14 protein-coding genes are annotated in these 14,475 nt (G+C 56.2%); 3 read left to right on the top strand and 11 right to left on the bottom strand.

The genetic code is table 11. The features are described 5' to 3' along the window. Positions 1-113 precede the first annotated feature (113 nt). The 3 genes from pal to pyrC form a co-directional block, all read right to left on the bottom strand. Entirely contained in the window at positions 114-674 is a 561-nt protein-coding gene (gene pal / locus OEU85_RS08460; protein ID WP_262691043.1) for a peptidoglycan-associated lipoprotein Pal, read from the bottom strand. A 198-nt stretch (positions 675-872) separates the two neighbouring features. Continuing rightward, on the bottom strand, positions 873-1,514 hold the full coding sequence (locus tag OEU85_RS08455; protein WP_262691042.1) for a LysE/ArgO family amino acid transporter: 642 nt from the start codon (positions 1,512-1,514) through the stop codon (positions 873-875). A gap of 18 nt (positions 1,515-1,532) precedes the next feature. After that, positions 1,533-2,606: a dihydroorotase gene (pyrC, locus tag OEU85_RS08450; RefSeq protein ID WP_262691041.1), complete on the bottom strand. Its 1,074-nt coding sequence runs from the start codon at positions 2,604-2,606 to the stop codon at positions 1,533-1,535. 136 nt (positions 2,607-2,742) lie between these two features. Between pyrC and ygfZ the strand changes: the two genes are divergently transcribed. Together ygfZ and OEU85_RS08440 are read left to right on the top strand one after the other, a co-directional pair. Then, positions 2,743-3,528: a CAF17-like 4Fe-4S cluster assembly/insertion protein YgfZ gene (ygfZ, locus tag OEU85_RS08445; protein WP_262691040.1), complete on the top strand. Its 786-nt coding sequence runs from the start codon at positions 2,743-2,745 to the stop codon at positions 3,526-3,528. A 13-nt stretch (positions 3,529-3,541) separates the two neighbouring features. Then, a complete protein-coding gene (locus tag OEU85_RS08440) occupies positions 3,542-3,664 on the top strand; it encodes a hypothetical protein (RefSeq protein ID WP_262691039.1) in 123 nt (40 codons plus the stop codon). Here the strand turns inward: OEU85_RS08440 and OEU85_RS08435 are convergent. From OEU85_RS08435 to OEU85_RS08400, 8 genes are all read right to left on the bottom strand, one after another. Next, on the bottom strand, positions 3,661-4,491 hold the full coding sequence (locus OEU85_RS08435; RefSeq protein ID WP_262691038.1) for a phytanoyl-CoA dioxygenase family protein: 831 nt from the start codon (positions 4,489-4,491) through the stop codon (positions 3,661-3,663). The two genes, OEU85_RS08440 and OEU85_RS08435, sit on opposite strands and share 4 nt — an antisense overlap. Before the next feature lie 78 nt (positions 4,492-4,569). Further along, positions 4,570-7,230 carry a pyruvate, phosphate dikinase gene (ppdK, locus tag OEU85_RS08430; RefSeq protein ID WP_262691037.1) on the bottom strand — a complete coding sequence of 887 codons (2,661 nt, stop codon included), beginning with the start codon at positions 7,228-7,230 and terminating at the stop codon, positions 4,570-4,572. A gap of 107 nt (positions 7,231-7,337) precedes the next feature. After that, complete coding sequence (glyS, locus tag OEU85_RS08425) at positions 7,338-9,458, bottom strand: glycine--tRNA ligase subunit beta (RefSeq protein WP_262691036.1); 2,121 nt, start codon at positions 9,456-9,458, stop codon at positions 7,338-7,340. Between the two features lie 3 nt (positions 9,459-9,461). Next, complete coding sequence (locus tag OEU85_RS08420) at positions 9,462-10,340, bottom strand: glycine--tRNA ligase subunit alpha (protein WP_262691035.1); 879 nt, start codon at positions 10,338-10,340, stop codon at positions 9,462-9,464. A 99-nt stretch (positions 10,341-10,439) separates the two neighbouring features. Beyond that, the gene (gene map, locus OEU85_RS08415) at positions 10,440-11,180 is read right to left on the bottom strand and encodes a type I methionyl aminopeptidase (RefSeq protein WP_262691033.1); all 741 of its coding nucleotides are present in this window, start codon (positions 11,178-11,180) and stop codon (positions 10,440-10,442) included. Continuing rightward, entirely contained in the window at positions 11,177-11,497 is a 321-nt protein-coding gene (locus OEU85_RS08410; protein WP_394805395.1) for a chorismate mutase, read from the bottom strand. The genes map and OEU85_RS08410 overlap by 4 nt, the downstream gene beginning before the upstream one ends. 2 nt (positions 11,498-11,499) lie before the next feature. Next, the gene (locus OEU85_RS08405; protein ID WP_262691031.1) at positions 11,500-12,378 is read right to left on the bottom strand and encodes a S49 family peptidase; all 879 of its coding nucleotides are present in this window, start codon (positions 12,376-12,378) and stop codon (positions 11,500-11,502) included. A 39-nt stretch (positions 12,379-12,417) separates the two neighbouring features. Continuing rightward, positions 12,418-13,236 carry a tRNA1(Val) (adenine(37)-N6)-methyltransferase gene (locus tag OEU85_RS08400; RefSeq protein ID WP_262691030.1) on the bottom strand — a complete coding sequence of 273 codons (819 nt, stop codon included), beginning with the start codon at positions 13,234-13,236 and terminating at the stop codon, positions 12,418-12,420. A gap of 182 nt (positions 13,237-13,418) precedes the next feature. On the opposite strand from OEU85_RS08400, the gene OEU85_RS08395 reads away from it, so the two are divergent. Next, positions 13,419-14,447, top strand: coding sequence for a polyprenyl synthetase family protein (locus OEU85_RS08395; RefSeq protein ID WP_262691029.1), 1,029 nt, complete (start codon positions 13,419-13,421; stop codon positions 14,445-14,447). Positions 14,448-14,475: the final 28 nt, after the last annotated feature.

Below are 14,475 nucleotides of genomic sequence, written 5' to 3'. Positions count from 1 at the left end.
CTTCCTTGAAGGTGTTTGTACCATCAAGGCTTACTCAACAAATCCGGTAAAAAAAGGGCCCCGCCCCGGATATCCGGGTACGGGGCCACATGTCCATCATGCGCCGTCAGTATTTACTGAACGACCAAAACCCCGCGGCGGTTCTGGCTCCAGGTGCTTTCACCATTACCAACAACGGCCGGACGCTCTTTACCATAGGAAATGGTTTTGAGACGTGACGCTGGTACACCGCGCGCGATCAGGTAATTTTTTACCGCCGTTGCGCGGCGCTCACCGAGCGCCAGGTTATATTCACGTGTACCGCGCTCGTCACAGTGACCTTCAACAGTCACATCGACGCGCGGGAAATGCTTCAGCCACTCGGCCTGCTTCGCCAGCGTGCCACGAGCTTCGGCAGACAACTCAGAGCTGTCATAAGCGAAGAAGATACGGTCACCGGCATAGTTGGTCAAACCAGACTGGTTCGGCGAACCCATTTTCTGAGCTTCAAGCTCCTCCTGTGTCATCACAGGAGTAGACGGCTTATCCGGACGGCCAGAAGCACCGGAATCTTCCATCTCGGTTGCCGGCGGAGCCTTTTCCTCAACCGCTTTGTCATTATTAGAACATGCTGCCAGCATTAGTGCGACAGCAGAAATTACGGCAATATTCTTGCCCAGGCGCTTGGACGTCATTTTTGCTCCCTCCAACGGAATGGGGTTCCCCCGGCTTACGTACGTGCATGTTACCAGCTTCGTGAAATATCTCGAAACTGACAACGTTTGTTCGCTGCAACTATAGAACGCGAATTTCCGATGATCAAGCAATCAAAATAAGGCAAATATTTGTTCTGTCGTGAATTTTCCGTGAACAAACACCTTATTTTGATGTCATTAAAATTTTAGCCAAAGACTAACAATTGTGCCAATCGCAAAAACGCCGATGATGGCCGCAGAAAAATGGTTAATGAGAACCAGAAATTTATCATTCACCTTGTCACGCAAATATCGCCCAAAACCGGTCAAAACGGCCCACCAGAGACACGAACCAAGAAAGACACCGGCAATAAGCGCAATGGCGTCAGCATGGGCATATCCACTGCCTCGTCCAAGGTCTCCGATTCCGGCGAGCGTATAAAGGCCCAGAAAGCCAAAAAAAACGCCCGGGTTGGTCAAAGTCAAAACAAGGGAGCCAATCATGCCCCGCTTAACCCCGCCTTCCTGAGGCGTCCGGTCGAAATGTGGATGGCTGCGCCAGATATGAATAGCAAAGCCAAACATGATAAGCGCACCAACAATGCGAAGCTCCGTGTCGTAACTGTCGATCACTGAGAGGAACGCCTTCAGGCCAAGCGCGGCCAAGCCCGCATAAAACGCATCCCCCATGGCCGCGCCAGTGCCAATCATGAACCCGTCCCGCGCGCGGCCAAAAAGGCTGCGCCTGAGGCATATGATATTGACGGGACCAATAGGCGCAGACAGGGCAAACCCGAAGGCCAGCCCCCAAAGCAGATATCCAATCTCGTCAATCACCATACGTTCAGCCTCATGGCTTTATTCAGCCTTGTGCCGAATACCGGCAAAGCGCCAGGAAAGCGTTTCCCCCGCATGGAACGGCGCGATGCGTAAGCCAGAGACGTCAAGCACGTCTGGCACGACCGTGTCCTCACGCTCCAAAACCACGTAACGCTCATTAAGGGGCAAGCCGTAAAAATTCGGGCCATTCTCGGACGCGAACGCCTCCAGACGATCAAGCGCACCCTCTTCCTCAAATGTCTTAGCATAGCTTTCAAGCGCGTATGGTGCGTTGAATATGCCTGCGCATCCGCATGCGGCTTCCTTGCGCTCCACAGTATGCGGCGCAGAATCTGTGCCAAGGAAAAACTTTGGTGAGCCGGAGGTTGCCGCGGCACGCAGTGCAAGCCGGTGCTGTTCACGCTTGATAACGGGCAGGCAATAGAAGTGTGGTTTAATGCCGCCCACCAGCATGGCATTTCGGTTATGCACAAGATGCTGCGGCGTGATCGTGGCCCCTACATTTGGCCCGCAGGCGTCAACAAACGCAGCAGCCTCGGCCGTTGTGATATGTTCAAAGACAATCTTCAGCTCAGGAAAATCCGCCACGACCTGCGCCATCGTGCGCTCGATAAACACAGCTTCCCGGTCGAAAATGTCTACATCGTGGTCTGTCACCTCACCGTGCACCAGAAACGGCATACCGATACGCTGCATTGCTTCCAGCACCGGATAGACATTTTTGATGTCACTCACCCCGTACGCCGAATTGGTGGTCGCGTTTGCCGGATAGAGTTTGCACGCGGCAAACACACCTGATGTGAAGCCGCGCTCAACCTCCTCGGCTTCAATCGTATCTGTCAGGTAACATGTCATCAGCGGCGTGAATTCAAGCCCCTGAGGCACTGCTTTCAGGATTCGGTCCCGGTATGCCTTGCCGGCCGCAACGGTTGTGACCGGCGGTGTCAGGTTTGGCATGACAATCGCCCGCGCGAACTGCCGTGCAGTATAGCCCACTACGGCCTCCAGCATCTCATCATCACGCAGATGCACATGCCAGTCATCTGGCTGGCGGATCACAAGACGGTTTGAATTGGCGGCTGTAGGTGTCATTTGGGCAACTCTGTTTTTTTGGACCATAAATTTTATGTCCGCAGTTGTAACGGGCTTGGGGCGCGCTTACAACTTGAAAGCCTTTGATTTATGGTTATCTGTGAGCCATGAGAAAACACGTTTGCAAGGAAGTTTTATGACCGCCCAAGCCCTCAAGCTCGACACCCGTGCTGTTTTGCGCCTTTCCGGCGCTGACACCCGCATCTTCCTTCAGGGGCTTGTCACCAACGACGTCATGAAGGCCGCGGGCAGGCAGGCGGTTTATGCCGCCCTTCTCACCCCGCAAGGCAAATTCATGTATGACATGATCATCGCAGCGGAAGGTGATGACCTGCTGCTGGACGTGGAAGCGACCCGTAAAGATGACCTCCTGCGCCGACTGATGATGTACAAGCTGCGCGCGGATGTGACCATCACGGATGAACCATCACTGTCAGTTTGGGCGATGTGGGAGGCAACCGGCACTGATGGCGTCCTCATAGATGATCCGCGCGACGCCCGTCTTGGCGCGCGCCTGATTGCTGACAAAGCGCCATCCGCAGACAAACTCCCCGCCGAGAAATACGAGGCTAAACGTCTGAGCCTCGGTGTACCGGACAGCAGCCGGGACATGGCTGTCGAAAAATATTTCTGGCTTGAGACGGACGCCGAGAGACTGAACGGCGTCTCGTTCACCAAAGGCTGTTTCATCGGGCAGGAACTAACGGCCCGCATGAAGCATAGGACTGCGCTGAAGAAAAAACTGGTTGCGGTGACCGCTGCGGATGGCACGCTCGAAAGCGGTCAGACAATCACTACAGAAGACGGTAAATCCGCTGGTGAAATCCGCACAACGAACGGCGCCTATGCCATCGCCTATTTCCGGCTTGAATTTATCGATGCTTCGCTTAATGCTGAAGGCGTGCCCGTGCAACTGGCATAATCGGGGGAATGAGATGACCAAATCCAGAAAACAGCGCAAACACGACGCGGATGTAGCACATGAACGATCCAACCTGCTCACGGTCGGCATCGTTGTTGCCGCCATATTGATCACAGTTCTGGTGCTGGCGAGCTAAACTTTCGGCAACACCTTCTGCGGATGAAAGCCACCTGCATGCCCCATGAAGGGTGGATGGATATTGTAGCCGAGCAGTTGCTGCATCACCTCCGGCATAGTGGCGACTGTTTCCTGTGGCACAGACAGGTAGAAGTTCTCCTGCGTGCGCGCCCATGAGGCGCAATATTGCGGAAACAGGCCAAGCCGGGCACTGCCCGAGGTATTACCCCCTGCCCTGTGCCACAGATTTCCGACGAAAATAAGCACCGAGCCACGCGGCATTTCTGCCTTCACGATCTCAGCATTCGCCGGGCAATGCCAACCGTCGGCCTGCCCCGGCTCATGCCGCGTGAAAGCGTCATCGAGGGTTAAGACACCCTCCGGGGTTTGCCCCTCCGCCCACTTGTGGCTATGGGGGATCAACTCCGTCGCACCATTTTCTGTAGTAAAATCATCCATCGCCCATATGGCGCCAACAGAGAAGGCAGGCCGTGGGCGCGGAATGGGGTAAAAGCCGTCATCCACATGGAAAGCCTGGGGCTGTTCGCCCGGCAATACGTTGGCGGCGAGAGCCGCGGTGATCAGGCAGTCGTCCCACAAAAGCGGGCGGATGACCTTCAGCACATCAGGGTGGGAGAAAAACGGCCACAACGCCGGGCCGTATTTGGGCAGGGAATAAATGCGCTGGGTTTTGAACCCCTCGAACTGGTTCCGCCCGGTGCGTTGGGACGCAAAAATCGGGTCAAGGATATCGCGCGCCGCTTGGATGGTTTCATCCGGCAGCAGATTTTCAATGATGAAATAGCCGCGGTCCTGAATGGTGTCGATTATATGCTGATGGTCCATACTCGCCTCCCCGTATACACGTGAGACTAGGGCATCGGCCACAAAAGAAAAGCCCCGCAGCTTGCGGGGCTTCCTGCTTTAGTCTTTCAAGGCTGCCTGCGCAGCAGCAAGACGGGCAATGGGCACCCGGTACGGCGAGCAAGACACATAATCCAGCCCCGTCCGGTGACAGAATTCCACGCTCGCCGGGTCACCACCGTGCTCACCACAAATACCAAGCTTGAGATCAGGCTTCGTTGACCGGCCACGCTCAGCGCCCAGTTTCACCAGTTCACCCACACCTTCCTGGTCGATGGAGACAAACGGATCTTGGGCAAAGATATCCTGCTTCACATACTGGTCGAGGAAGCGGCCTGCATCGTCACGGCTGATACCGATGGTGGTTTGTGTCAGGTCGTTGGTGCCGAAACTGAAAAAGTCAGCCGCGACTGCGATACGGTCGGCGCAGATCGCCGCGCGTGGCAGTTCGATCATCGTACCAACCAGATATTCAACCCGGTGGCCCTTCTCGGTGAACACGTCTTCCGCAACCGTTTCCACATGCGCCCGCAGCAACTCAAGCTCCTTGCGGGTAGCCACCAACGGGATCATGATCTCCGGCACAACCGTATCACCGGTTTTCTGTTCAACGGAAATGGCGGCTTCAAAAATTGCCCGCGCCTGCATCTCGTATATTTCCGGGTAGGTGATGCCCAGGCGACACCCTCGGTGACCCAGCATCGGGTTAAATTCATGCAGTTCCGCCGCGCGGCGCTTGAGATGTTCAACATCCGCCCCGATGGCTTTCGCCACATCGCCAAACTCTTCTTCCTCGCGCGGCAGGAATTCGTGCAGCGGTGGGTCAAGGAGGCGGATAGTCACCGGCAAACCACGCATGATCTTGAAAATCTCTTCAAAGTCGCTGCGCTGCATCGGCAGCAGTTTGGCAAGCGCGGTTTTCCGGCCTTCAAGATCATCCGCAAGGATCATTTCACGCACGGCAATAATGCGTTCGCCTTCAAAGAACATATGCTCTGTCCGGCAAAGGCCGATGCCTTCCGCGCCAAAATCGCGCGCGGTTTGGGTGTCATGCGGCGTATCGGCGTTGGTGCGAACCTTCAGCTTGCGATAGGTATCAGCCCACGCCATCAGCGTACCAAAATCACCTGCAAGCTCAGGCTGCAGGGTTTTCACTTCGCCTACCATTACCTCACCCGACGCGCCGTCAATGGTGATGGTGTCACCTTCCTTCACTTCGCGGCCCGTGGCAGTCATCACACCGGCCTTGACGTCAATGCGCAATTGCCCGGCACCTGATACACAGGGGCGGCCCATGCCGCGCGCGACAACGGCAGCGTGGCTGGTCATGCCGCCACGCGCGGTCAGAATGCCTTTGGCAGCGTGCATGCCGTGAATATCTTCCGGGCTGGTTTCAACCCGGCACAGGATGACAGCCTTGCCTTCCTTCGCCATTTCTTCGGCGGTATCGGCGTCAAACACCACCGTGCCCGACGCAGCGCCAGGTGAGGCTGGCAAGCCACGGGTAAAGATGTCACGCGGCGCATCCGGGTCCAGCGTTGGGTGCAGAAGCTGGTCCAGCGCACCCGGCTCAACCCGCAACACAGCGGTTTTCTCATCGATCAGCCCTTCGGACGCCATATCAACCGCAATTTTAAGGGCAGCCTTGGCAGTGCGCTTGCCCGCACGCGTTTGCAGCATCCAGAGTTTGCCGCGCTGAACGGTAAACTCAATATCCTGCATGTCGTGGTAGTGACGTTCAAGCTTGTCGAACACATCAGAAAGCTGGCCGAAAACTTCCGGCATGCTTTCTTCCATCGACAGCGCGGTCGCACCCGCTTCCTCGCGCGCAATTTTAGTCAGATATTGCGGTGTCCGGATACCTGCCACCACATCTTCGCCCTGCGCGTCGATCAGATATTCACCGTAATATTCCTTGGCGCCCGTGGACGGGTTGCGGGTAAAGGCCACGCCTGTTGCGGACGTATCGCCCATGTTACCGAACACCATGGCCTGCACGTTAACGGCGGTGCCCCAGTCTTCCGGAATGTTGTTGAGCTTGCGGTAAACCTTCGCACGCTCAATATGCCAACTTGAGAATACGGCACCAATCGCGCCCCACAGCTGTTCTTTCACATCCTGCGGGAACGGGTAGCCAAGCTCTTCCTGCGCTTTTGCCTTGAAGGATTCGGCAATTTCCTGCCAGTCTTCGGCGTCAAGCTCAGTATCGAGATCAACACCCTTTTCTTCCTTGTGCAGTTCGATCAGTTCTTCGAAATGATAGTGGTCAACCCCCAGCACCACGTCGGAATACATCTGGATGAACCGGCGGTAGCTGTCCCACGCGAAGCGCGGGTTATCACTTTGCCTGGCAAGGCCCGCGACCGTCTTGTCGTTAAGGCCCAGATTGAGCACCGTGTCCATCATGCCGGGCATGGAGACCCGCGCGCCGGACCGCACAGACACCAGAAGCGGGTTTGCTTCATCGCCGAATTTGGCACCAACGCTTTTCTCGATCGCCGCCACCGCTTGGTTAACTTCGCTTTCCAGCGTGTCGGGGTATGTCCGGCCGTTGGCATAATAATAGGTGCAGACTTCGGTGGTAATTGTCAGCCCCGGTGGCACCGGAAGGCCGAGAGAGGCCATCTCCGCAAGGTTTGCACCCTTGCCACCAAGGAGGTTTTTCATATCGGCACGGCCTTCAGCAGCACCGTCACCAAATCTGTATACCCATTTGCTCATGTTAAGCAGTCCTTTACCGCGCTACCTTTGTCCCCTTGGGGCAGCGCTGAGTTAGGTCTTGAACACCGGGCTGCTTGTGTTTTGTTATGACCCGGTACGTTAAATAATCAGCCCTCAATCAGGCTGAAGTCGGCCACGGTATTCACCGCCGCCCGAATGGAACCCAGAAGCGCCAACCGGTTAGCCCGGAGCGCTGCTTCATCAGCATTGACCGTTACCTTGTCAAAAAAGGCATCAATCGGTGCCCGAAGAGAAGATAGCGCAGCCATCGCCTTTTCAAAATCTTCCACCTGAAGCGCCGCCTCAGCATCATCGGCAGCTTTCCCGAGCGCATCGGCAAGTGCCTTTTCTTCGGCATCAACCAAAACACTGGTATCCACATCCTGATCATAGGCGCGGCCGTCTTTCTTCTCCTCGATACGGAGGATATTGGCGGCACGCTTGTAGCCCGCGAGCAAGTTGCTGCCGTCTTCCGTATCAAGGAAGGCAGACAGTGCAGAAACAAGCGCGAGAACGCGCACAAGGTCGTCATCCCCCTTCGCGAATACCGCGTCAACCAAATCATGGCGGACACCAAGATCGCGCTGCTGCACCTTCAGGCGATCAGCGAAGAAGGGCAGAAGATGATCCTCGATTGTGGCTGTCACGTGACGCAGAATAGCCTCTTCGCGGGCATCCTCCGCCACATCGGCCACCATCAGGCCAAGATACGGTTTCAGCGGTTTTGCCGCCATGACAAGTGTGCCTGCCAGTTCAAGCCGGATATCGTTTTCGGTGATCAGGCGAATGATGCCAAGCGCAGCTCGGCGGAGAGCATATGGGTCTTTCGAGCCGGTCGGCCGTTTGTCGATGGCAAAGAAGCCCACAAGCGTATCAAACTTTTCCGCAAGCGCTACCGCGACAGAAACCGGGGCTTTCGGGCAGTCATCATTCGGGCCTGCCGGGGCATAGTGATCACGGATAGCATCAGCCACCGCGTCGCTTTCGCCTTGAGCCTTGGCATAATAGCGACCCATCACACCCTGAACCTCGGGGAACTCAAATACCATGCCGGAAACAAGGTCGGCTTTCGCAAGCTCTGCCGCGCGGGCTGCTTCGTCTGCGTCACAGCCAGGAATAAACTGCGCCAGATAACGCGCCAGCGCCTTCATGCGCTCCACACGGTCGGCAACACGGCCCAGTTCAATATGGAACACAATGTCACCAAGAGCGGAAAGGTTATCTTCAAGGTTGTGCTTGAGATCCTGTTCCCAGAAGAATTTCGCGTCAGAGAGCCGCGCCGTCAAAACCCGTTCGTTACCCGCCGCGACCAACGCACCGCCATCCGTCGGTTCGATATTCGACACCGTAATGAAATAAGGCGCCAGCTTGCCAGTCTCTTTATCCCGGGTAACAAAATATTTCTGGTCCTTCTTCATGGTCAGGATCAGCACCTCCTCAGGCACCGTCATAAAGGCCGGGTCAAATGAGCCCATGAGCGGCACAGGCCACTCCACCAAGCCAGCCACTTCCGTAAGCAGGCCCTTGTCTTCAACCCATTCGACGCCCTTTCCAGCAGCCAACTCCCTGGCGCGGTCAGCGATCAGCTTGATACGCTGCATTGGCGACAGCATGACCTTGTGGGCTTCCAGTTCGGTGCGGTAGTCTTCGAAACTCGTTACCTCAAAGCTTTCAGGCGCGAGGAAGCGGTGGCCACGTGTCGTGTTGCCAGCCTTGAAGCCATCCACATCCAGGTCAACAACCGTGTCACCCAGAACGCACAGAATGCTTTGTAGGGGGCGAACCCAGCGCAGGCTGCCATCGCCCCAGCGCTGCGACTTGGACCATGGGAAGTTGCGGATCGTTTGTTCAAGCACCTCGGCGACAACTTCCGCCGTCGCGCGGCCCTTTTTCTCTATCACGGCAAAAAGGAAGGTACCCTTTGCCTCTTCCCGCTCTTCACATTCATGGCGCGCAACCTTGGCGCCGCGCAGGAAACCCTCGACAGCTTTCTCGGGCGCATCAACGCGCGGGCCACGGCGTTCTTCACGCACATCAGGCGTTGCGTCCGGCAGGCCAGAAAGTGCAAACACAAGGCGGCGCGGTGTGGCATACGCTTGGGCGATCTCACCCTTGAGGCCTGCATCTTCAAGCCCCTTGACCATCATAGACTGAAGGTCCTCGGATGCTTTTTTCTGCATGCCTGCCGGAATTTCTTCGGAAAAAAGTTCGATGAGAAGATCAGCCATGACTTATACCTCCCACCCGTTTTTCCTGATCCAGGCGGTGCAGCATCCTTTGGCAAGATCACGCACTCGCCCGATATAAGCCTGTCGTTCCGTCACCGAAATTACACCGCGCGCGTCAAGAAGATTAAAGGTATGGCTTGCCTTGATACATTGCTCGTAAGCTGGCAGCGGCAGTTCAGCCTCAAGGAGACTAGCGCATTCGTCCTGCGCCTTTTTGAAATCATCAAACAGCTTGTCGGTGTTGGCGACCTCAAAATTATAGGCGGATTGCTCTCGTTCGTTTTCAAGGTAGACATCACCGTATGTGGCACCGGCACCGTTGAAGTCGAGGTCATACACATTATCGACGCCCTGCACGAACATGGCGAGGCGCTCAAGCCCGTAGGTCAGCTCACCTGCGACCGGGCGGCAGTCATAGCCACCAACCTGTTGAAAATACGTGTATTGGCTGACTTCCATGCCGTCGCACCAGACTTCCCAGCCAAGCCCCCAAGCGCCAAGCGTCGGGCTTTCCCAGTCGTCTTCCACAAACCGGATGTCATGTAGCTTGCTGTCAATGCCAATGGCGTTGAGGCTGCCGAGATAAAGTTCCTGCATCTCCGCCGGGCTGGGTTTCAGGATGACCTGAAACTGGTAATAATGCTGCAACCGGTTGGGGTTTTCACCATAGCGGCCATCTGTCGGGCGGCGGCAGGGCTGCACATAAGCGGCTTTCCAGTGGTCCGGCCCCAAAGCGCGTAGAGTGGTCGCCGGGTGGAATGTACCCGCACCCATTTCCATATCATAGGGCTGTAGAATCACACAGCCCTGATCTGCCCAGTAGTTCTGGAGGGTCAGAATGATTTTCTGGAACGGCATCGCGCCGGTTTTTGGGGATGACATTATTGTTGACCAACTCTTAAAAAGGCGAATCTGATACTTAAAAATATTGCGCTGCAACCTAACCGGCAGGTCCCCAGCGGTCAAGCAAGAGAATGCTTGCTAAGCCGTTAGAACAATTGGCGCGCCCTTGGTTACCACAAACGTGTGCTCAAACTGCGCGCCGAAGCCCCCATTGGCAAGGCGAAGTGTCCAGCCATCCATGTCTTCCACGTAGGTCCGGCTGCGGGTCGCGAGGAACGGCTCGATGGTCATCACTTGCCCCTCCTTGAGTTTTTGCCGGTCGCTTGGATGATAGATATTGGACACCGTCGGCTCTTCATGAATCCAGCCCCCTACGCCATGTCCGTTGAGGCCCTCAATGATGTTGTAGCCGTATTTCCGCGCTTCTTTCTCAACGGCCTTACCGATAGCATTGAGTGGCTGGCCCGCGCGCGCCGCAAACATAGCCTTGCGCTGCGCGGCTTTAGTTGCCTCCAGAAGCTGCAAGAGCTCAGAAGCGACTTTACCAACAGGAAAACTTGCACCCGTATCACCAAAAAAGCCGTCTCTCTCGGCGGAGACGTCGATATTGACCAACTCCCCCTCCTTGAGCGGCTCATCACCGGGGATGCCGTGCGCGATCGCCGTGCCAACGGAGATGCAGGTATAGCCGGGGAAATTATAAGCCAGCATGGGAGCGGATTTGGCACCACGCTCCGTCAGCATCCTGCCGCCCAGCTCGTCCAGTTCACGTGGGGTAATGCCGGGCTTTACCGCCGCGCCCATGGCGTGTAGTACGTCGCGACAGATCGCACCAATTTCTTTCAGCTTTTCAAGCTCATCCGGGCCATCAATGGTCATAGCTCACCTTTTTCGCGAATGCGTTCGTGGTGCTGAATTACCTCCCGAATGACAAACTGCAAGAATTTTTCGCTAAACTCAGGATCAAGATTAGCTGACTTCGCCAGGCAACGCAGCCGCTCGATCTGCGCTTTCTCCCGGCCCGGGTCTGCGGGCGGCAGGTCATGTTCTTTTTTATAGAAGCCGACAGCCTTGGTGATTTTGAAACGTTCCGCCAGCATAAACACCAGCGAAGCGTCGATATTATCGATACTCTCACGGTAAGCGGTCAGCTGGGCTTCATGGTTCGGCGTGTTTGCCACATATTCCTCCGTCATACCTATAGACCAAACCGGTCCCAGAAAAGCCGTTCCTCGATCGCAGAGAGAATACCGCCCGGCAGGTCGGCCACGCCGCCGCTCGGGCTTTCTTCCATACCGCGCCTGAGGCCTAGAAGCGCCCCAAACCGGGGTTTCTTTTCGCCGACAAGGCGCGTACGCACCTTTTTGCCGAACCGGTCTCGAAGCACGCTCCGCATGTCGCCAATGCTGTCAATGAGTCCCTGCTTCACCGCATCGGTACCCGTGAATACGTCGCCCGAGAAAATATGCGTCCGCAGCCCTTTGAGACGCTTGCCCCTGCGCTCCCGCACCAGCGACTTGAAATGCTCATGGATGTCGCCCTGGATGGCCTTGAGACGCTCCACATCCTCCGCCTTCTCTTCCGAGAAGGCATCAAGCATTGCCTTGCTTTCGCCCGCTGTATACAGCCGACGTTCAATACCCAGTTTCCTGATTGCCTCGGTAAAACCAAACCCGCTTGAGACCACACCGATACTGCCAATAATCGAGCTTTCATTGGCAAAAATTTCATCACCCGCCAGCGCAAGCATATAGCCGCCCGACGCGGCAACGTCCTCGGCAAATGTCAGCACCGGTACATGTTTTTCGCGCGCAAGGTCGCGGATGCGTTTGGTAATCAGCGCGGATTGCACCGGCGAGCCACCCGGCGAGTTGATCTGCAGCGCGACTGCCGCGAGTCCCGGCATGGAGAACGCACGCTCAAGCTGGGGAGCCACGGACGCGAGATTAAGGCTGGCGCGAAAGCGTTTGCCGGGCGAGATCACACCATACAGCCGCACAACCGCCACTGTGGGGGGTGGGTCGCCGAAGACTGCACACCTGATAGAATGCAGGAATTTTGAAATCGTCTGTCGCATGACCGCCGCTTTGTTTTTGATCCGCTTTCAATAACGGCTTTAACGCGTACGCGCAAAGCCTTTCAGGTCCAGCGCGGCACCATCGCGCAAAATCGCCTCGGCCTCGCGGGTGTAGCGCTCCACCTCACCATGAAGCGCGAGACCTGGTAAAATACTGGCCGTCCCGTGCACACCCTTGCGCCCCTGGATGATCACCCGCTTGGCCGGGGCCCCAAAGCGTGGCCACAGCGGCATAATCTTTAGTTCCCCCACACGGCGATATAGCTGGGCAATCACTTCATCTACCCGGTCGGCGCGATAGATGATTGAGACCGTGCCCCGGTTTTTGACCTTATAAATGCAGAACCGCACCCAGTCCTTGAGCGCGGCGCTTGAATCCATATGAGCAAGCCCCTTGTTGGTGACTGGCGGCCGAATGGCTTTGCCGTTTGCGAGGTAGGGTGGGTTGACCATTACATGGTCATATGTTGCCTCAGGTCCAGAGAGGTCAGTGATGCAGCCCTTGGAGACCGTCACCTGACCGCCTAGCTGATTGTAGGCAATATTACGCTCGGCAAACGCCAGCATATCGTCCTGAATATCAATGCCGTGCACATGTGTACCGGGAACCCGCTTGGCCAAGCACAACGCTGCACCCGCAGACCCGACGCCACCTTCGATGATGCGATCACCCGCCTTGGCCGGCACACTAGCGGCCAGCATGACCGTATCCATGGAAACTCGGTAGCCATCGCGCGGCTGTATCAGCTTGATGGCCCCGCCAAGGAAATCATCAACACTAACCGCCTCGTCAGCTTGTGGCTCAAGAGTTTCCGCGTCGGTTACCGGCATGTCATTCAGAACTGTCTGTTCGGTCATTGGCGCCCGCCATCCCTGCGCTCTTCAGCACGCGTTTACCATTTATTCATTTTTATATCGTGATTGTACGTGGATTTTGTCTGCGGTCAAATAGCGCACGCCATCCCGCATCTTGCCAATACAACTTCAGGGCGGTATTGTCCGCGCACAAAAACAACAGCACGAACAGCAACAGGGTCACCATGTCATCGAATGTCGTCTCCATCCACGGGCGCCGCAATGCGGACGCTGCCAATAACCCGATCAAAACGCTGCAGACACTTGTCTCAGACGATATGAATCTTGTGAATGAGCTGATTCTCGACCGCATGCAAAGCCCTGTGTCCCTGATTCCCGAGCTGGCCGGGCACCTGATCTCATCCGGCGGCAAACGCCTGCGGCCCATGCTGACCTTGGCCTCTGCTCAATTGCTCGGCTATGAAGGCAAGCGACACATCGGCCTAGCCACCGCAGTTGAATTTATTCACACAGCGACGCTTCTGCATGACGATGTGGTGGATGAAAGCAACATGCGCCGCGGCAAAAAAACCGCCAACCTGATCTGGGGCAACCAGCCCACTGTGCTCGTCGGGGATTTCCTTTTCAGCCGCGCGTTTGAGCTGATGGTTGAAAGCGACTCGCTCCGCGTTCTGAAAATCCTGTCCAGCACATCGGCTATCATCACCGAAGGCGAGGTACTGCAACTAACCACCGCGAACGACCTTTCGACACCGGAAGAAAAATACCTTGAGGTGATCGCCGCCAAAACCGCTGTGTTGTTTGCGGCCGCCTGTGAAGTTGCGGGTGTGGTCTCTGAGCAAGGTCGCGAAGTCGAAGAAGCGCTGGACGCCTACGGCAAATATCTGGGGATCGCTTTCCAACTCGTCGACGACGCGCTGGATTATTCCGCCAAGCAGGCAACCTTGGGTAAAGAGATCGGCGACGATTTCCGTGAAGGCAAAGTGACCCTGCCCGTTATCCTCGCCTACCGTCGCGGCACTGAAGACGAAAAGAAATTCTGGAAACGTACCGTGGAGCGCCGCAAGCAGGAAGATGGCGACCTTGAAGAAGCCATCCGTGTCATGAGCAAACACGGCACCCTGAGCGATACGGTGGAACGCGCGCGCCACTATGGCGCCATGGCAAAGGATGCTTTGGCAATTTTCAAAGATAGCCCTGCCAAAACAGCTCTCAGCGATATTGTCGATTTTTGTATCGAGCGGGCCTACTAAATCCCTTGAAGGCCTGTCTGGCACTCAT

Origin of the sequence: Kordiimonas aestuarii, assembly GCF_025574465.1 — a bacterium.
Lineage (GTDB): Bacteria > Pseudomonadota > Alphaproteobacteria > Sphingomonadales > Kordiimonadaceae > Kordiimonas > Kordiimonas aestuarii.
Note: the sequence above shows the minus strand (reverse complement) of the source record. Positions and strands in the feature narration are given on the sequence as shown.